The organism is Arthrobacter sp. SX1312, assembly GCF_002929295.1.
Taxonomy (GTDB): Bacteria; Actinomycetota; Actinomycetes; order Actinomycetales; family Micrococcaceae; genus Arthrobacter_D.
Genome location: NZ_PJIM01000003.1, coordinates 414,814 through 433,847 on the forward strand (window position 1 = coordinate 414,814; position 19,034 = coordinate 433,847).

Consider the following 19,034-nt stretch of genomic DNA (forward strand, 5'->3'; position numbering starts at 1 on the left):
ATTGGTGAGGACCACGTTGCCAACACCGCGTCGAGAAGCAGACCACCTGTGGCAAGCTCATCCTGAGCGAATCGACAATGGCACGATCCTTGAATACCGGCCCGTTCCGAGTCGCTCTTCAGTCCCGCGGCTTCGAGCACAGCATTGTCGTGACCTGCAGTCAGGCAAGACAGCCTTGAACGCAACATTGTGACCGGTTTTCAAGCACTGTATGAAAGCCACCACTGGACTCCGTTTCGTCGATCCCGATATCGTCCGCTTGGTGCAGAACCGCGGGAAGATGCGTTCGTATCGCTCCCAGGATCGACAGCTTGCCCACCCCCTGCACCGATACAAGTGGCTCGACTCCGAAAAGGAAGAGATGAGGCAAGCGCTCCCCCGCATTGCTCATCACGGCGACGTACTCCCGCGCGAGCTGTTCAGGCTGGAACGAGCTCGTCCTGATGCGCTTGGCCTCGACGAATGTGAAGACACCGGGCGTGGTGATGATCGCATCCGGATGGCTACGCCGGGGCGGGCCCGGCGAGAAGGCCGGCGTTCCACCGCAAGGATCATGCTCACGGGTCAGGAGTCGACCAGACTTTCAGCACTCACACCCCGTCACCCGGATTCTCCGCCGGTGAAAAACCACCGCCACCAGGCCCGATTACGGCCGGGCTAGACTTCTGACGATGAGCACTGAACTGGGTGGACTGGTTCCATGACGAGCAACACCACGGGCAGTTCCAGACGTCCACCGACTGCGCAGGCTTTCGTGCTTGCAGAGCTTCGCCGAGCGATCATCGCAGGTGAGTTCCTTCCCGGGCAGCCGCTCCGCCAGGACGCACTCGCGGAACGCTTCGGCGTGAGCCGGGTCCCCCTCCGTGAGGCTCTCAAGACCCTCGAGTCCGAGGGACAAGTCCTCTACGAACCCCACCGCGGCCATCGGGTGGCGACCCTCTCCCTCACCGATCTGCTGGAGGTGTACCGGATCCGACAGCTCCTCGAAGGAGAGGCGACGCGGGTCGCACTGGCGAGGAGTCTCAGCGGCACCGTTCTGGAGGATCTCAAGGTTGCTGCCCGGGATGTCGAGACGGCGAGCGCCGAGGGGGACCTGCTGAAGATGACCGAGGCAAACCGGCGGTTCCATTTCGTGCTGGTCGAGGCGGCCGGCATGCCGCGTCTGGAACGGATTATCAAGATCCTGTGGGACGCCACTGACGCTTACAGGTTCGTCTACTACGGAGCGGCTTCGAACCGCTCACGGGTGGAGCATGAACATGCCATGATGATCGACGCATTCGCGGAACGGGACGCCGAGAAGCTCATCCTCCTGCTCGATGAGCACCGCGAGCACGCTGTGCAGGCCCTGCGGACCTTCCTGGAAGCCGAGTCCGTGCGAGAGGGCTGACGGAAGGAAGCCTGCTGAACAAGTTCTGTGATGTGGGTTACATCCTGCCGCAAAATTGTATACAGTCTCCAGAGAGGTGCATCGAAGGACCTCGGCACCGCCTAGGTGTCCTCGCTTTCTGCCCATCGAATCGGAGATGCTTCCTTTGGCTGACTGGCTTGGTTTGAAGGATCAGCGGGTGCTGGTGGCCGGCGCCGGCGGCATCGGCGCCGCCTGCACGGAGGCCTTCCTCGAGGCTGGTGCGCGCCTGGTCGTCGCGGACCAGAGCGCGGAACGCCTGGCGGACTTCGCCGGCACTGCTGGCACCGTCACCGCCGATCTGACGACCACGAATGGCTGTGAGCAGGCCGTGCACGCCGCTCAGACGGAACTCGGTGGCCTCGATATCCTCGTCCACGCGGTCGGCATCAACAACCGTGTGCCCATTCTCGAAACCACGGACGAGGACTGGGACACGATCATTGCCGTCAACCTGACCAGTGCTTTCCGCCTCGGTCGGGCCGCGGGCCGGGTCATGGTCGACGCCCGGTACGGTCGGCAGATCTACTGCTCTTCCGTATCGAGCATGCTCGCGCATCCCGACCATGGCCCCTACGCCGCGAGCAAGGGGGGATTGAACCAGCTCATTCGTGTCATGGCACGGGAATGGGCGGCCAGCGGGGTGACGGTCAACGCGATCGCACCGGGCTACGTCGATACGGCCTTGACCAGTGCTCATCTCGGCCGTCCGGGCGTTCGCGAGCACTATACGGGCATGGTTCCGGCTGGCCGATTGGGCACCGTCGACGACCTCACCGGCCCCGTGCTCTACCTCGCATCACAGCAGGCAGCATTCGTCACCGGGCACGTTCTCTATGTGGACGGGGGACGGACTCTTGTCTGATGCCACAGAGAGCGCCCGGCCGCAGGCCGCAGGACGGTTCCCGCTGCTGACTCCGGCCGAACTCTCCGACGAACAGCGCGCTGTCTACGACTCCATCGCGGGGCCTCCGCGCGGCAACGGCGTCTTCACGATGATCTACGACGACGGCGCCCTGGCCGGCCCATTCAACGCCATGCTCTTCGCCCCCGCGATCGGCAACGCCGTCCAGGCGCTCGGTGCGGTCCTGCGCTTCGGCGGGACCCTCGAGGGGCGGCTGCGCGAACTGATCATCTGCGCGATCTCCGCAGAGCTCGACTCGGCGTACGAGTGGTATGCCCACAGCCGTGTGGCGGTGACGGTCGGCATCGATGCGACCGAGCTGGAACACCTCCGGAACGGCAGCGTGCCACCCACCCTCTCCGACACCGAACGCGCCGCACTCGACTTCACCAGGGCGCTTCTCCGAGGCACCGCAGTCGATGACGAGACACATGCCCGGGTCCTGGGACATATCGGGCACCCCGGAGTGGCCGAGTTGTCGCTGCTCATCGGTTACTACCGGATGCTCGCCGGGCTGCTCGCCGCCGGAGACGTCCCCGCGCCTGGCGCCGAACCCTGATGCCGTCTCGACTCCCGTTCCCCTAACCAGCCAGTTACCAACAACGACAGAGGAGAAAAGCCTTGAGCACCCAACAACGAAGCCGGAAGCGTCTTTGCGCAGCAGCACTGATCGCCCCCGCACTCTTCCTTTCAGCCTGCGGCAGCCCCGAGCCCAGTTCCAGCGGTGGAGGAGGCGGGGCCGAGGGCGGGGAAGGCGGGTCGCTTTCGATCGCGACCGGCGGCACCGGCGGCGTCTACTACCCCTTGGGCGGTGGCTTCGCCACGGTGATCCGCGACAACATCGACGGCTATGACGCGACGGTGCAGGAAACCAATGCCTCCGTGGACAATATGCTCCTCATCGAGAACGGCTCCGCCCAGCTCGCCTTCTCTGTGGGCGACGTGGTGTCCGACGCCGTGGAAGGCGTCGGCGAGTTCGAAGGCAACGCCATCGACATCTGCTCGCTCGGCAACATCTACAACAACTTCATGCAGGCCGTCAGCGTCGACGGAACCGGCATCCAGTCCGTCGAGGACATGGCAGGAAAAGTGGTTTCCGTCGGGGCGCCCGGCTCCGCAACCGAGGTCGCAGCGCTGCGCATCCTCGAAGCCGCCGGCATCGACCCCGAGACCGGGGTGGAACGCCGCCAGCTCGGCGTCGCAGAAACCGTAGCCGCACTGCGGGACGGCACCATCGACGCCGGATTCTGGTCCGGCGGGCTTCCTACGGGCGCGCTCATCGACCTCGCGAGTGACGGCGACATGGTGCTGGTTCCCATCGGCGAATACGCGGAGCCACTGGCGTCCGAGTTCGGCGATTACTACGTCGCAGAAGACATTCCCGCCGACACCTACGAAGGCCAGACCGAAGCCGTTCCCGCGATCGCCTCACCGAACCTGCTGGTGGCCAGCCCCACGATGGACGAACAGCTCCAGGAGGACATCACCCGGTCGATCTTCGAGAACGAAGAAGCACTCATCCAGGTCCACCCCGCCGCCGAAGAGCTCGATGCCGCCACCGCCGGCGACATCTCCTACATCGAGACCTGCCCAGGCGCTCAGACCTACTTCGACGAGGCCGCAGGCTAGGCCATGCGCAAGCCGGCCGCCGTCGTCGTCCCCCTTGCATGCCTCGGCATGCTCGGGGGCCTGGGGTTCGTGAATTCGTCCGGTCAGCCGGACGTGTCCATCAGCATCACCAACGACGACGGCGAGCTGGCGAGTGTCCCGCTCGCCGGGACCAGCTTCTCCGTGAGCTACCGCAATTCGCTGTACGGCACCCGGGCCGAGGAACGCTACACCCTTGGACCCGACGGCACCTTCGTGCTCGACCAGATCGCAGCCGACCAACTCGCGGTACTGGAGGAGTACTACGCAGTTCCCGGCGCCCCGTCAGCCGCCGGAGACACCGATCGCCGGGAATGGGTGGTGGAGCCGGACCCGGCGCGGCCCGCGGTGTTCGAGGAACTCTCGATCGCCGCGACCGACCTGGGACAGCGCACCCTGCACGTGCAAGGCGCTCCGCCGCTCGAACTGTGGAGCCTGGTCGAAGACGACAACCCGTTCGTTGAGTTACATCTCGAGGAGACACCATGACCGAGCGACCAGACGGCAACGGCGCCGTGAAGGCGCATGCTTCCGCCCCTACGCACAAAGCGCCCGCGCCGGGCAAGCAGGCGGACCGTGCGAGGGAGAAGGAGAACGACCCGGTCAGCCCTCTGGAGCGAGAGGACATCATCGACGAGGAAGCGCTGATCGCCGAGTACGAGGCGGAGAAGCCGGCGCGGCACCTCAGCGGGACCCCTGCCCTGCTGATCAAGATCGCCGGTGCAGGGCTTTCACTGCTGGCCCTCTACTGGGTCTTCAACCCCATGGCCACCCAGTTCTACCTCCCGCTGTTCCTCGGGATCGGCCTGTCCCTGACCTTCCTCGTCTACCGGGGCTGGGGACGATCGGAATCCTCCAAGGCGAAGAGGCCGGGGGACAACCCGGGGATCGCCGACTGGGTTCTGGCGATCGTGGCACTGGTGCCGTTCCTGTACATCATCTCCGACTGGGACGGCTTCTTCCGGCGGGCGATCACCCCCACCTACCTGGATCTGGCCATGGGCGTGATAGCCATCCTCGTGACCCTCGAGGCGTCACGCCGGACCGTCGGGATCCTTGTGCCACTGGTGGTCGTGGGCTTCTTCGCCTACGCCTTCTTCGGCTCGTGGGTTCCCGCCCCGTTCAACACCTCGTCCTTCGACTGGGTCCGCCTCGTCGGTCACAACGTCATGGGCACACAGGGGCTTTTCGGTGTCCCCACCGACGTGGCAGCAACCTACATCATCCTGTTCACCATCTACGGAGCGGTGCTCGGGGCATCCGGAGCCACGAAGTTCTTCATCGATCTTTCCTTCTCCGCATTCGGCCAGTCCAAGTCGGGGCCGGGCCGCACGGTAACCCTCGCAGGATTCCTCCTGGGCACGGTCTCGGGCTCGGGCGTCGCCACCACAGTGACCCTCGGCGGTATTTCCTGGCCGCTGCTGCGCAAGGCCGGTTACCCGAAGGAACACGGTGGTGCCATCCTCGCCGCCGCCGGAATCGGCGCGATCATGTCCCCTCCCACCCTGGGTGCGGCCGCCTTCATCATCGCGGCGCTCCTCGGTGTGTCCTACCTCCAGGTGCTGATCTGGGCCACCATTCCCACGGTGCTCTACTACTTCGGGATCATCCTGGCCATCGAGATGGATGCACGCCGCTTCAAGACCAAGGCTGTGGACTTCGACGTCAAGCCGGTCGGCAAGCTGCTGCTGCGCTTCGGGTACCACTTCAGCTCCCTCGTCGCCATCGTCGTCTTCATGGCCATGGGCATGACGCCGTTCCGCGCCGTGGTCTACGCGACGTTCCTTGCCTTCGCCCTCAGTTTCCTCGACCGCGCCTCCTGGATGACCCCTCGGCGCATCTTCGACGCCCTTGCCACCGGTGCCACGGGAGCGCTCTCCGTGATTCCCGTCATGGCGGCGGCGGGGCTGATCGTCGGCATCATGACACTGACCGGACTGGGCCTGAAACTCGCCAACATCATCGTGGACTTCGCCGGCGGGAGCCTGCTCCTGACGGCCATCTTCTCGGCGATCTCGGTGATCCTCCTGGGATTGGCGGTCCCCGTGACCGCGAGCTTCATCATCTCGTGGGTCATCATCGGGCCCGCCCTGCAGGACGTTGGAGTTCCCGGGTACGCCGCGGCGATGTTCATCTTCTACTACTCGGTACTCAGCGAGGTCTCCCCGCCCACCGCGCTCTCACCGTTCGCAGCATCCGCGATCACGGGTGGCAAACCGATCCAGACCATGTGGCTCACCTGGCGCTACACCCTCTCTGCGTTCCTCGTGCCGTTCATCTTCGTGCTCTCCGGCCCGGGCGTCGGGCTGCTGCTGCAGGGCGGCATCGGCACCATCGCCCTGGCGTTCAGCGTCTCGCTCCTGGCCGTGGGTGCCCTCGCGGTGGCCACCGGAGCATGGCTGTTCGGCCCGGCCCGCTGGCCCGAACGGATCCTGCTGGGGCTGGGCTCACTGCCGATGCTCGTCATGGAGCCGATGTACATCGGCATCGGCATCGGCATCATCGCCGTAGGAATCGTCGTGCACCTCCTCGGCCTCAAGCTGCACAGGAAAGATCCCTCAACGGATGCTGCCACCAGCCAAACCGGCTCGGAAGGATCCGGGGCAACAGGCGCCACCGCCACCGATGGATCGCCTGATACCGGCGGCCAGGCTCCGCGCGCTTCCGGCTCGGCGTGACCACTGCACAGCCGCCCCGTGCGGGTGGCACCCTGCTCCAGGCCGTCACCGTCACCACCCTGGGCGTGCTGCCCGCTTTCCTGGTCGGCGCCCTCGCCGTGCAGATCCGGGCCGACCTGGGCATCGGTCCCGCCGAGATGGGCATCGCGGCAGCCACCCTCTTCGCGGTCTCAGGGGTGGCGGCGCGCCGGCTCGGCCGGCTCGTCCAGCGGATCGGGGCGTCCAAGGGGATGGTGGCCTCGGCCGTCCTGGCGGCGATCGCCCTCACCGGAGCAGGCCTGGCGCCGACGTTCGGCGTACTGATCGCCGCCCTCGTGGTGGGCGGACTGGCCAACGGTCTGGCCCAGCCGGCGGCGAACCTCGGAATATCCCGGGCCGTCGACCCGGGCCGACTGGGGCTGGCGTTCGGCATCAAGCAGTGCTCCATCCCCGCGGCCGGCCTCATCGGCGGCCTCGCTGTTCCGGGCATCGCCCTGATCCTGGGCTGGCGCTACGCCTTCGCGCTGGGTGTCGTCCTGGCCGTGGGGCTGGCCCTGTGGGCCGGCCTCACGGCGCAGGGACCGGACCGCCCGACGACCGGACCCGCAGCACCCGCCGACCGCGGAACCCCCCGGCGCGGACTCGTGCTGCTCGCCATCGGCGCCGGCCTCGCGGCGGCCGCCGCGACGTCCATGGGGGTATTCCTCGTCGATTCGGCGGTGGAATCCGGGATGTCGCCCAGCGCGGCAGGCTACCTTTTCGCCGGCGCCGCCCTCCTGGGGCTCTCGATCCGCATCGTGCTCGGCGCCGCCATGGACCGGTACCCGCACCGCAGCCCCTACGTCCTGGTGGCCAACCTGCTGACGATCGGTGTGGGTGGCTACCTCCTCCTCGCCTTCGGCTCCTCGGCGGCATTCATCTGCGGAGCGCTGCTCACCTACGCCGCCGGCTGGAGCTGGCCCGGGCTCGTCCACTTCGCGGTGGTACGCGACAACCGGCAGGGCGCCGCCTCGGCCACAGGGGTCCTGCAGACCGGGCTCTCCCTCGGCGCTGCCGCCGGCCCTCTGCTCTTCGGCTTCCTGGTGGCCGCGACCTCCTACCGGGTCGGCTGGCTGACCGCCGCAGTCGTCGCACTGCTTGCCGCAGCGACGTTCCGGCTCGGGCGCCGGAGCATCCGCGCCGCACGGTCGGCGGCTGCCGCACCGGACGCCACTCCCCTTCCTTCCACCAACGGTGGAGGACCATCGATGAAAGGAAAGTCCCGATGACCGAACCGATCCCTCACCTCTCCCCCGGACTCTGGGGGGTGCTGGCGACGCCCTTCAGCGGACCGGAGTTCGCCGTCGACACCGCCTCACTCCGCCGTGAGGTCCAGCTGTACACCGCGCTGCCTGCCACCGGGATGGTGGTCCTCGGTGTCTTCGGTGAGGGTGCGTCGCTGACCGCTGCCGAGCAGTCCCTCATCGTCCGCACGGTCGCCGAGGAGGCGGGGAGCACCCCGCTCGTCGTCGGCCTGTCCGCGCGCACCACCGCCGTCGCCATCGAGCAGGCCTCCACCGCCGTCGAGGCCGCCGGCGGCAACCTCGCGGCGCTCATGGTGCAGGCGAACACCGGCGACCCGGACATGCTGTCCGCCCACCTGACAGCCATCCACCGCGCCACGGGAGCGGGCATCGTGCTGCAGGACTACCCGGTGGCGTCGGGCGTGAAGATCAGCGCCGAACAGATCCTGCGCGTCCTCGAGAAGTGCGACTTCATCGTCGCCGTGAAATCGGAAGCGCCCCCCACGGCGTCCGCGATCGCGAAACTGACCTCCTCCACGAACGTTCCCGTCTACGGCGGGCTGGGCGGCGTGGGACTGCTGGATGAGCTCGCGGCCGGCGCGGCCGGCGCCATGACCGGGTTCTCCCACCCCGAAGGCCTGCAGATCGCGTTGACGGCCTTCGCCGACGGCGGTTTCCCTGCTGCCCGTGATGCCTTCGCACCCTGGCTGCCCCTGGCGAACTTCGAAGGCCAGCCCGGAGTGGGCCTTGCCCTGCGCAAGGAGATCCTGCGCCGCCGTGGCATCATCGCCGACGCATCGGTCCGGCCGCCCTCACCGTCGTTGCCGCGTGAACTCGCGGACCTGATCGACGCACACCTCGACGCAGTACGAATGGAGATCGCCTGATGGACACCGGACTGACGGGAAAGAACGTGCTCGTGCCCGGAGCGAGCTCCGGGATCGGCCTCGCCATTGCGCAGGCCCTCGGCGCCGAGGGAGCGAACGTCGTCCTCGCCGCGCGCCGCGAGGACGTGGTGAAGGCCGAGGCGGCCCGCCTGCCCTCCGCCGTCGGAATCGCCATGGACCTGAACGACGACGGCGCCCCGGCCGCCCTCGTGGAGGCCGCGGAGAACGCTTTCGGGCCGATCGACGTCCTGGTCCTCAACAGCGGCGGGCCTCCTCCCGGCGGAGCGGCCGACATCACCGACGAGCAGGCCCTCGCCGCCGTCAACCAGCTCCTGCTCCAGCACCTGCGGCTCACCTCCCTCGTGCTCCCCGGTATGAGGGAGCGCGGCTGGGGGCGGATCGTGGCCGTGGGATCCAGCGGCGTCCAGCAGCCGCTGCCCAACCTCGCGCTGTCGAACCTCGGCCGTGCCGGGCTCGCCGGATACCTCAAGACCCTGGCCGCCGAGGTCGCTGCCGACGGCGTGACCGTCAACATGGTGCTCCCCGGCCGTATCGACACGGAGCGCGTCGCGTCCCTGGACTCGGCCGCGGCCAAACGGACAGGCGCCACCCCCGCCGAGGCGCGTGCCGCCTCCGAGGCCGGCATCCCGGCTCGCCGGTACGGCACTCCGGCCGAGTTCGCCGCCGTCGTCACCTTCCTGGCCAGTGCGCCGGCGTCGTATGTCACCGGAGAACAGATCCGGTGCGACGGCGGCATGGTCCGCGCCTACTAGAACCCCCGCCTCCGACTCGAAAGGGCAGCATCATGGCTCCCAGCATCCTGCACCTCTGTTCGATCACCTCCCCGGCCGACGATCCGGGAACCGCCGGCCCCGGAACCACCGGGACCGAGACGGCGGCCGTCGTCCACCCGCGGCGGGGTCTCGCACGGGTGTCCGATCTCCTGCCCGGTTTCACCGGTGACATCCTCGACGTCCTCACGGGGGATCTCCTCGGCGACCTCGATGCTGCCGCGGAGTCTGCCGATGACGCCGTCTTCAGCAGTCCCGACGACGCCGTCTATGGCGCCCCCTACCGCCACCCCCGCATGCTCTGGGGCATCGGGCTGAACTATGTGGAGCACGCCTCCGACCTCTCCGAGGGCGTGCCCGAAGAACCGGCATCGTTCATCAAGGGCGACCACACCGTCATCGGACCGGGCGAGGCCATCCCCATCCCCGAGCAGAGCGAGCGCACCACCACCGAAGCCGAGGTGGCGGTCGTCATCGGCAGGTACTGCCGTAACGTGGAACCCGAGGACGCACTGGACTACCTCGCCGGCGTCGTGCCCGTGCTGGACCAGACGGCTGAGGACATCCTGCAACGCAACCCGCGGTTCCTCACCCGCTCCAAGAACTTCCCCGGGTTCTTCTCCTTCGGCCCCCGGATCGTGCCGTTGGCCGAAGCCGTGGGTGACGGAACGCTTGCCGACATGGAGGTCGCCACCGTGGTCAACGGCGAGGTGAGGCGCAGCAACACGGTGTCCCACATGCGCTACGACCCGGCCTACCTGATCAGTTTCCACAGCAAGGTGATGCCGCTGTATCCGGGGGACATCATCTCCACGGGAACACCCGGCGCCATCCACGTCACCCCCGGGGACACGGCCGAGTGCCGCGTTGCCGGCGTCGGCGTGCTCAGCAACCCCGTCACTGCGTCCAGCTAGGGCTGCAGACCTACTCTCCTGGAGGACGAATCCCCGTGAGCACGAATACGGACAGGCCACCGGCCGATGCGACACCGGCAGGACACTCTGCGCCCGGGCCACTGGAGGGGCTGAAGGTCGCCGACTTCTCGCGGGTGCTCGCCGGCCCGTTCGCGTCCATGATGCTGGCCGATTTCGGGGCGGACGTCCTGAAGGTGGAGAGCCCGGCCGGAGACGACACGCGTTCCTGGGTCCCACCGGTCGACGAGCACGGCGTGGGCACCTATTTCTCCAGCGTGAACCGGAACAAGCGCTCCGTGGTCTGCGACCTCCGCACCGACGAGGGACTGGCGAGAGCCCTCGCCATCGCGCTGGAAGCCGACATCGTCATCGAGAACTTCCGGCCCGGGGTCATGCAGCGTTTCGGGCTGGACTACGCATCCCTCGTCGAACGTCGGCCGGACCTGGTGTACTGCTCCATCACCGGCTTCGGCAGCACGGGAGGTGCGCACCTGCCCGGCTACGACCTCCTCGTGCAGGCGGTGGGAGGGCTGATGAGCGTCACCGGTTCGCAGGACTCCGAACCGAGCAAGGTCGGGGTGGCGCTCGTGGATGTGGTCACCGGCCAGAACGCCGTGGTGGGGATCCTCGCCGCGCTGCGCTCCAGGGATGCCACCGGAAGGGGCCAGCGCGTGGAGGTCAATCTGCTGTCGTCCCTGCTCTCCGGGCTGGTCAATCAGGCGTCGAGCACGCTGGCGACCGGCGAGGCACCCCAGCGGATGGGGAACGCCCACCCCAGCATCGCCCCCTACGAGACCCTGCTGACAGCGGACGGCCCTGTGGCGATCGCCGTCGGGACGGACAAGCAATTCGAGTCACTGGTCCGGGTCCTCGGCGTCCCGGAACTCGCCGTCGACCCCCGTTTCCGGGGGAACTCGCAGCGCGTGGCGCACCGGGACGCCCTGAAGGTCCTGCTCGAGGAACAACTCGGCACCAGAAGCGCCGTCGAATGGGCCCATCTCCTCAGTTCCGCGGGCGTGCCCGCCGGCAAGGTGAATTCCATCGCCGAGGCGCTCGCTCTCGCCGAGGACCTGGGGCTCGCCCCGGTCATCGAGATCACCGACACCGCCACCGGACGCACCAGCCAACAGGTGGCCAACCCGATCCGCCTCTCCGAGACACCCGCGAGCTACACGCGGGTACCCCCGCTCCTCGGGGAACACGACGGAGCAACGTTCACACCCGACCTCCAGCCCGCCGCTACCGGAAAGTAGACCCCATGACCGACCGTTCAGACCTTCTCGACATCGACGCACTCCTGACCGAGGACGAACGCGCCCTGCGCGACCGCGTCCGCGGATTCGTGGACACCGCGATCAAGCCGAACATCGCCGACTGGTACGACCGCGGGGAGTTCCCCCTCGAGATCGTGCCGCGCATGGCAGAACTCGGGCTGCTCGGCATGCACATCAAGGGCTACGGCTGCCCCGGCCGGAGCTCCGTCGAATACGGGCTCGCGGCCATGGAACTCGAGGCCGGCGACTCCGGGCTGCGCACCTTCGTCAGCGTCCAGGGCTCCCTGGCGATGAGCGCCATCGCGAAGCACGGATCGGAGGAGCAGAAGAACGAATGGCTGCCGAAGATGGCCGCCGGCTCGGCGATCGGCTGCTTCGGCCTTACCGAACCCACCGGAGGGTCCGATCCCGCCAGCATGCTCACCTTCGCAAAGCGGGACGGCGACGACTGGATCCTCAACGGCAGCAAGCGCTGGATCGGCCTCGCCTCGGTGGCCCAGGTGGCCATCATCTGGGCGATGACCGACGACGGCGTCCGCGGCTTCGTGGTACCGACCGACAGCCCGGGGTTCAAGGCCACCCCGATCGCCCAGAAGCTCTCCATGCGGGCGTCGATCCAGTGCGACGTCGAACTCACCGACATCCGGCTGCCCGGCACCGCGCTGCTCCCGAAGGCGAAGGGACTCCGCGGCCCCTTCGAGTGCCTCAACGAGGCCCGTTACGGGATCATCTGGGGCGCCATGGGAGCCGCCCGCGACAGCTACTACGCCGCACTCGACTACTCGCTGGAGCGGCTGCAGTTCGGCCGACCGCTGGCCGGATACCAGCTCACCCAGCTCAAACTCGTCAACATGGCCCTCGAGATCAACAAGGGGATGCTGCTGGCCCTGCAGACGGGACGCCTCAAGGATGCCGGAACCCTGCAACCCCACCAGATCTCCGTGGGAAAGCTCAACAACTGCCGCGAGGCCATCGAGATCTGCCGGGAAGCACGCGCGATGCTCGGGGGGAACGGTGTCACGCTCGACTACTCCCCGCTGCGCCACGCGAACAACCTGGAGAGCGTGCGCACCTATGAAGGGACCGACGAGGTGCACACACTGATCCTCGGCAGTCACATCACCGGCATCCCCGCGTTCCGGTAGCCGCACGATGACGGGATCTGCTGCTCCCGCCGGCCGGGCCTCCGGGATCCGGCGGGGCCTCACCAGCTACGGCGACGAGGGGTTCTCCCTCTTCCTCCGCAAGGCCTTCATCAAGGGTGCCGGGTACTCGGACGACGCCCTGGACAAGCCCGTCATCGGCATCGTCAATACGGGCAGCGGCTTCAATCCGTGCCACGGCAACATGCCCGCACTGCTCGACGCCGTCAAGCGGGGAGTCCTGATGGCCGGCGGACTGCCCATCGACTTCCCGACCATCTCGCTCCACGAGAGCTTCTCGCAGCCCACCAGCATGTTCCTGCGCAACCTCATGTCGATGGACACCGAGGAGATGATCCGCGCGCAGCCCATGGACGCCGTCGTGCTCATCGGCGGCTGCGACAAGACGGTCCCGGCGCAGCTGATGGGCGCGGCGTCGGCGGGCGTCCCGGCGATCACGCTGGTCACGGGGTCGATGCTGACGGGCGGTCACCGCGGGCAGCGCGTGGGTGCGTGCACGGACTGCCGGGCGTTCTGGGGGAAGTTCCGCAGTGGCGAGATCGACCGGCAGGAGATCGACGACGTCAACTCGCGGCTCGTGGGAAGCGTCGGCACGTGCTCCGTCATGGGCACCGCCAGCACCATGGCCTGCCTCACGGAGGCGATGGGCATCGCCCTCCCCGGCAGCGCGAGCCCCCCGGCCGTGACGGCCGACCGCGTGCGGATCGCCGAACGGACCGGGACGGAGGCGGTGGCACTTGCCGAACGGGGAACGGAGATGAGTACCGTGCTCACCCGGCAGGCCTTCGAGAACGGGCTCCGGGTCCTGCTGGCCATCGGCGGATCGACCAACGCGATCATCCACCTGACCGCCGTCGCCGGCCGCCTCGGAATCCGCCTCGACCTCGAGGACCTCGACCGGATGAGCGCCGAGACGCCCGTCCTGGTGGACCTGAAACCGACGGGCACTTACTACATGGAGGACTTCCATCGTGCCGGCGGCGTGCCCGCTGTCCTACGGGAGCTCGGGGACCTCATCCACCGCGACGCGCCGACGGTCACGGGCCGTACCCTGGGCGAGGAACTGGACGCCGCGGGGCCCGGCTTCCCCTCCGACATCGTGCGGCCGCTCACCGATCCGGTGTATCCGGAGGGCAGTCTCGCCGTCCTGCGCGGCAACCTCGCCCCGGGGGGCGCCATCATCAAGCAGGCAGCGGTGTCCACCCATCTGCTGGAGCACACGGGCCGTGCAGTGGTCTTCGAGGACGCGGCAGACCTCGCGGCACGGATCGACGACGACGCCCTCGACGTCACCGCCGAGGACGTCCTCGTCCTGCGGAACATCGGCCCTGTCGGAGCACCCGGCATGCCCGAGGCCGGCTACCTCCCCATTCCCCGGAAACTCGCCGAGCAGGGAGTGAAGGACATGGTGCGCATCTCGGACGGCCGCATGTCGGGCACCGCTGCGGGCGCCGTCGTCCTCCACGTCACCCCGGAGTCCGCCGTCGGCGGGCCACTGCGGCTCGTGCGGACCGGCGACACCATCACCTTGAGTGTCAGCCGTCGCGTGATCCACCTCGACGTCTCCCCCGAGGAGCTGATACGGCGCGAGGACGAGCTGGGCCCACCCTCTCCCCCGGCCGCCGCGCGCGGATACCGGAAACTGTATGTGTCGGAGGTGACCCAGGCCGATGAAGGGTGCGACTTCCGGTTCCTGCAGAGCACGGAACTCCCGGATCGGGACGCTCCGCGGGACGTGGTCCATCCGCGAAGCCTGATCCAGGAACCGGGCTGAGAAGGCTCGCCTAGGGCACCCCACCGGGCCGGTGCGCCGCCCGATCGAGCAGCTGCGCCAGGTGGATGCCGCGGCGGTCGCTCAGATCCTCGATCTGCGTGCGGCACGAGTACCCGTCCGCGAGCACCACGGCGTCCTCCGTGGTCGATCGGATCGCCGGGAGGAGCTGCTGTTCGGCGATCCGGACGGAGATCTCGTAGTGCCCCCGTTCCACGCCGAAGTTGCCGGCGAGCCCGCAGCATCCGCCCAGCTTCTGGACGGTCGCGCCGGCCTTCTCCAGCAGTGCCGCGTCGGGACTCCAGCCCATGACGGCGTGGTGGTGGCAGTGCGGTTGCGCCACCACCACGGTCCCCTCCAGACGGGGCGGCTCGTAGCCGGGCACGGTGCCGAGGAATTCGGCGAGGGTCTGCGTGGACCGTGCCACGGCACGGGCGGCCTCGGTTCCCAGCAGTTCCACGGCGTCCGATCGCAACACGCCCGTGCAGGACGGTTCGAGTCCGACGATCGGGATGCCCTCGGCGACGGACCGGTTCAGCTCGTCCACGGTCGAGCGCAGTGTCGTCCGCGCGGAATCGAGCTGTCCCGTGGAGATCCAGGTCAGCCCGCAGCACAGCGGCTTCTCGGGAAGACGCACCTCATAGCCCGCTGCTTCGAGGACACGCACCGCGGCCTGTCCTACTTCGGGGGAGAAGTTGTTGGTGAACGAATCCGCCCACAGCAGGACGGGCTGCGCGGCGGGCGCGGCGGACGGCTGACGCCCCCGGAACCAGGCGTGGAAGGTCCGGGGTGCGAACGCCGGAATGCTCCGGCGCTGGTCGACGCCGGCCATCCGGAGGCCCACCTGGCGGATGCCGGGCAGGCGCATGAGGAAGTTCAGGGCCCGGGGTGCCCGCGCCGCGAGTCCGGCCCAGCGCGGCAACCAGCCCAGCGAGTAGTGCGACGCCGGACGCAGCCTGCCCTTGTAGCTCTGGTGGAGCACTTCGGCCTTGTACGCGGCCATGTCGGTCCCCGTGGGGCAGTCCGAGGAGCAGCCCTTGCAGGAGAGGCACAGGTCGAGTGCGTCATGCACCTCGGTCGCACGCCAGTCGGGTTTGTTCCCACTGGTTGCGCCCCCGTTGATCATCTCCTGGAGCGCCCTGGCGCGGCCGCGGGTCGAGTCCTTCTCCTCGCGGGTGGCGATGTAGGACGGGCACATCACGGCGCTGTTGTCCGCGTGCGCCGCACGGCACAGGCCCACTCCCGTGCAGCGGTGCACCGCCTGGCTGAAGTCGCCCGCGTCCTGGTGGTAGCCGAACCCGAGACCGGTCCGCAGCGGTCCTGCCTCGGCCACGCGCACGTTCGCATCCAGTGGTTCGGGGTCCACGAGGATGCCGGGGTTCAGGAGATTGTCCGGGTCGAGGATCCCCTTCACTTTCCCGAACAGGCCGATGGCTGCGGGTGAGTACATGTACGGGAGGAGTTCGCTGCGGGCCCGCCCGTCCCCGTGTTCGCCCGAGAGGGACCCTCCGTAGCGGGCGACCAGTGCCGCCGCGTCGGTCAGGAACGCGCGGAACGCTGCCGCGCCGTCGTCGCGCTGGAACGGGAAATCGAGCCGGATGTGGACGCAGCCGTCCCCGAAGTGCCCGAAGGGGAACCCGGTGAGGGAGTGCGCCAGGAGGAGCTCGTCGAATTCGCGGAGATAGTCCCCGAGGCTTTCGGGCGGCACCGCGGAGTCCTCCCAGCCGGCATGCGCAGGGGCGCCTGCCGGCGACCGCCCGGCGAGCCCTCCCCCGTCCTCGCGGATGCGCCAGAGGGCGGCGGCCTGCCGCGCATCCGTGATGATCCTCGAATGCCGGGCGGCATCGATCCCGGCGACGAGCCCGGCGCGGTGGGCCACCTCGAGCGGGTCGTCGCCGGACACCTCGACGAACAGCCAGGCCGCACCCCCCGGCAGTTCGGGGACGGCCTGCGGGCCCTTGCGGGTCCGCACCACCTGGACGATCCGCGAATCCAGTCCTTCGCAGGCCGTGGGCGCGAACGGCAGCACGGCGGGAACGGCGTCGCCGGCGGCCCCGATATCGGGGAAACCCAGCACCACCATGGTCTTGTGCGGCGCATCGGCCACGAGGCGCACGCCCGCCTCCAGCACGACGGCGAGGGTCCCCTCGCTGCCGACGAGTGCCCTCCGCAGGTCGAAGCCGCGCTCCGGCAGCAGGTGCTCCAGCGAATAGCCGGATACCTGGCGCCCGAACCGGCCCAGTTCGGTGCGGATCGTGCCCAGCTCCGCTCCGACCAGGGAGCGCAGCGCGTCGGTCTCCGGCGACGACGGCGTGCCGTCCGGACCCAGGTGGAGCCGCGTGCCGGATCCGGTGACGACGTCGAGGTGCGTCACGTTGTCCGCGGTGCGCCCGTAGGCGAGAGCGCGTGAACCACACGCGTTGTTGCCGATCATCCCGCCCACCGTGCAGCGCGTGTGCGTGGAGGGATCGGGTCCGAACCGCAGGCCCTGCGCCAGCGCCACCTTCTGCAGCGTCGCGTGGACCGCCCCGGGCTCGACGACGGCGGTGCGCGCTTCCGCATCGAACGCGAGGACCCGGTTCAGGTGCCGGCTGAAGTCCACGACGACGCCGCGGCCGATCGCGTTGCCGGCCAGCGAGGTGCCGGCACCCCGTGAGGTGAACGGGACTCCTCGTTCCCGGCACACCTCGAGGGTGGTGAGGACCTCGTCCAGGTGCCGCGGAAACACAACGGCGGCCGGCTGCACCCGGTACAGCGACGCATCGCTCGAGTACACGGCCCGTGAGGTCGCATCATCCCGCGCATCCTTCACGCCACGGGCCTGGAGTTCGGAGACGAGGGACCGGGGTGCCGAAAGCATCATTGCCATAAGTAACATGTTATTCACTTGTCGTGCTCCCCCGGCCACCAACCCTGCAAGGAGTTCTATGACCTACGTCGTCCCGGTCCCAACGCTCCCGAGCCTCCCGGTCAGCGGTGGCGACACGCTCTTTCCCGTGCGGCGCGTGTTCTGCGTGGGACGCAACTACGGCGACCATGCGCGCGAGATGGGCGCCGATCCGAACCGGGAGCCCCCGTTCTTCTTCCTGAAACCCGCCGATGCCGTCTTCACGCCTCAGCCGCCTGCGACGTCGGACGATGCCCGACCGGCAGTCCCCTACCCGCCGCAGACGGCAGACCTCCACCACGAGGTCGAACTCGTCGTGGCACTGGGGCAGGGCGGCACGGATCTCGATCCGGCGGACGCCCTCGATCTCGTGTGGGGCTACGGCGTCGGAGTGGACCTGACCCGACGCGATCTGCAGGCCGAGGCGAAGAACCTTCGACGTCCGTGGGATCTCGCGAAGGGCTTCGATTTCTCCGGCCCGTGTTCGCCGCTTCGACCGGTCAGCGAGGTGAAGCATCCCGCGCAGGGCCGGATCTGGCTCAGCGTGGACGGCTCGATCAGGCAGGAGGGAGACCTGGGCGACCAGATCTGGACAGTGCCCGAGATCATCGCGCACCTCTCCCGGTCCGTCACCCTGCGTCCCGGCGATCTCATCTTCACCGGTACTCCGGCGGGTGTGGGGGCGCTGACCCGCGGAAGCACGGTGACGGCCGGCATCGACGGCGTCGGCGAACTCTCCTTCACCGTCGAGTGAGCCCGACACCACCGCGCCAGCCCGCCCGGCAGCCCCTCGCCGACCAGGTCCACAGCGCACTGCTCGGGCAGCTCCTCGACGGCCGGCGGAAACCGGACGAGGTCCTCAACCTCGTGTACCTCGCCAGGGAGTTCGGGGTCAGCCAGACTCCGCTGCGGGAAGCACTCGCCAGGCTCGAACACACAGGGCTGGTGCTTCGCGAGGCCCACAAGGGGTACCGGGTGGCACCGCTGTTCAGCATGGAGGATCTCCGGAAGATCATGGACGCCCGCCTGGTCCTCGAGCCGGCCCTCGCCTATGAGGCAGCCCTGCGGGTGACCCCGGAATTTCTCGAGCGCCTGGCCGAGACCATCGGCCACCTCGACACCGGCATGCACGTCCCCGACAGCCCTCCGGTCACGAGCTTCCTTCGCGCGGACGAGCAGTTTCACGCGGCGATCGCCCACCAGGCCGACAATGCGTTCCTCGAGGACGCCTGGAGGTCCTTCGGTGGGCAGGCACAGCGCTTCCGGTTGTATGCCAGAACCAACTCGACGGCACCGGCCACCACCGCGGCCGAGCACCGTGCGATCCTCGACGCGTTCACCCGGCGCGATGCGGAGGGTGCGTCTGCCGCCATCCGGGCGCACATCGAGAACGCGAAGGTTCGCGCCCTCCAGGACCGCCAGGTGGTCGCCTCGGAGGATTGAGGACG

General features: G+C 68.5%; 16 protein-coding genes. 15 read left to right on the forward strand and 1 reads right to left on the reverse strand.

Translation table 11 applies throughout. The features are described 5' to 3' along the window. Nucleotides 1-700 precede the first annotated feature (700 nt). The 13 genes from CXQ92_RS15095 (at nucleotide 701) to CXQ92_RS15155 (ending at nucleotide 14,702) form a co-directional block, all read left to right on the forward strand. Nucleotides 701-1,390 (forward strand): GntR family transcriptional regulator, encoded by a 690-nt coding sequence (locus CXQ92_RS15095; protein WP_104168567.1) that lies wholly within the window; start codon nucleotides 701-703, stop codon nucleotides 1,388-1,390. A 136-nt stretch (nucleotides 1,391-1,526) separates the two neighbouring features. Further along, nucleotides 1,527-2,273: an SDR family NAD(P)-dependent oxidoreductase gene (locus tag CXQ92_RS15100; RefSeq protein WP_181033687.1), complete on the forward strand. Its 747-nt coding sequence runs from the start codon at nucleotides 1,527-1,529 to the stop codon at nucleotides 2,271-2,273. Further along, a complete protein-coding gene (locus tag CXQ92_RS15105; protein WP_258069981.1) occupies nucleotides 2,266-2,871 on the forward strand; it encodes a carboxymuconolactone decarboxylase family protein in 606 nt (201 codons plus the stop codon). Before CXQ92_RS15100 ends, CXQ92_RS15105 begins: the two co-directional genes overlap by 8 nt. 62 nt (nucleotides 2,872-2,933) lie before the next feature. Next, complete coding sequence (locus tag CXQ92_RS15110) at nucleotides 2,934-3,941, forward strand: TAXI family TRAP transporter solute-binding subunit (protein WP_104168569.1); 1,008 nt, start codon at nucleotides 2,934-2,936, stop codon at nucleotides 3,939-3,941. A 3-nt stretch (nucleotides 3,942-3,944) separates the two neighbouring features. Then, nucleotides 3,945-4,448 (forward strand): hypothetical protein, encoded by a 504-nt coding sequence (locus tag CXQ92_RS15115; RefSeq protein WP_104168570.1) that lies wholly within the window; start codon nucleotides 3,945-3,947, stop codon nucleotides 4,446-4,448. Next, nucleotides 4,445-6,637 carry a TRAP transporter fused permease subunit gene (locus CXQ92_RS15120; protein WP_104168571.1) on the forward strand — a complete coding sequence of 731 codons (2,193 nt, stop codon included), beginning with the start codon at nucleotides 4,445-4,447 and terminating at the stop codon, nucleotides 6,635-6,637. Before CXQ92_RS15115 ends, CXQ92_RS15120 begins: the two co-directional genes overlap by 4 nt. Beyond that, the gene (locus CXQ92_RS15125; RefSeq protein WP_104168572.1) at nucleotides 6,634-7,884 is read left to right on the forward strand and encodes a CynX/NimT family MFS transporter; all 1,251 of its coding nucleotides are present in this window, start codon (nucleotides 6,634-6,636) and stop codon (nucleotides 7,882-7,884) included. Before CXQ92_RS15120 ends, CXQ92_RS15125 begins: the two co-directional genes overlap by 4 nt. After that, nucleotides 7,881-8,786 (forward strand): dihydrodipicolinate synthase family protein, encoded by a 906-nt coding sequence (locus CXQ92_RS15130; protein WP_104168573.1) that lies wholly within the window; start codon nucleotides 7,881-7,883, stop codon nucleotides 8,784-8,786. Before CXQ92_RS15125 ends, CXQ92_RS15130 begins: the two co-directional genes overlap by 4 nt. Beyond that, nucleotides 8,786-9,559 (forward strand): SDR family oxidoreductase, encoded by a 774-nt coding sequence (locus CXQ92_RS15135; protein ID WP_104168574.1) that lies wholly within the window; start codon nucleotides 8,786-8,788, stop codon nucleotides 9,557-9,559. Before CXQ92_RS15130 ends, CXQ92_RS15135 begins: the two co-directional genes overlap by 1 nt. Before the next feature lie 32 nt (nucleotides 9,560-9,591). Beyond that, nucleotides 9,592-10,491 carry a fumarylacetoacetate hydrolase family protein gene (locus tag CXQ92_RS15140; protein ID WP_104168575.1) on the forward strand — a complete coding sequence of 300 codons (900 nt, stop codon included), beginning with the start codon at nucleotides 9,592-9,594 and terminating at the stop codon, nucleotides 10,489-10,491. A gap of 35 nt (nucleotides 10,492-10,526) precedes the next feature. Further along, on the forward strand, nucleotides 10,527-11,744 hold the full coding sequence (locus tag CXQ92_RS15145) for a CaiB/BaiF CoA-transferase family protein (RefSeq protein WP_181033688.1): 1,218 nt from the start codon (nucleotides 10,527-10,529) through the stop codon (nucleotides 11,742-11,744). 5 nt (nucleotides 11,745-11,749) lie between these two features. Beyond that, nucleotides 11,750-12,910 (forward strand): acyl-CoA dehydrogenase family protein, encoded by a 1,161-nt coding sequence (locus tag CXQ92_RS15150; RefSeq protein ID WP_104168576.1) that lies wholly within the window; start codon nucleotides 11,750-11,752, stop codon nucleotides 12,908-12,910. A gap of 7 nt (nucleotides 12,911-12,917) precedes the next feature. Further along, a complete protein-coding gene (locus CXQ92_RS15155; protein ID WP_104168577.1) occupies nucleotides 12,918-14,702 on the forward strand; it encodes an IlvD/Edd family dehydratase in 1,785 nt (594 codons plus the stop codon). Between the two features lie 10 nt (nucleotides 14,703-14,712). Here the strand turns inward: CXQ92_RS15155 and CXQ92_RS15160 are convergent, their stop codons facing one another. Beyond that, a complete protein-coding gene (locus CXQ92_RS15160; protein WP_104168578.1) occupies nucleotides 14,713-17,568 on the reverse strand; it encodes an FAD-binding and (Fe-S)-binding domain-containing protein in 2,856 nt (951 codons plus the stop codon). Between the two features lie 58 nt (nucleotides 17,569-17,626). Between CXQ92_RS15160 and CXQ92_RS15165 the strand changes: the two genes are divergently transcribed. Beyond that, nucleotides 17,627-18,340 carry a fumarylacetoacetate hydrolase family protein gene (locus CXQ92_RS15165; RefSeq protein WP_104168579.1) on the forward strand — a complete coding sequence of 238 codons (714 nt, stop codon included), beginning with the start codon at nucleotides 17,627-17,629 and terminating at the stop codon, nucleotides 18,338-18,340. Beyond that, nucleotides 18,337-19,029 (forward strand): GntR family transcriptional regulator, encoded by a 693-nt coding sequence (locus CXQ92_RS15170; protein WP_104168580.1) that lies wholly within the window; start codon nucleotides 18,337-18,339, stop codon nucleotides 19,027-19,029. Before CXQ92_RS15165 ends, CXQ92_RS15170 begins: the two co-directional genes overlap by 4 nt. The last annotated feature ends 5 nt before the right edge of the window (nucleotides 19,030-19,034 follow it).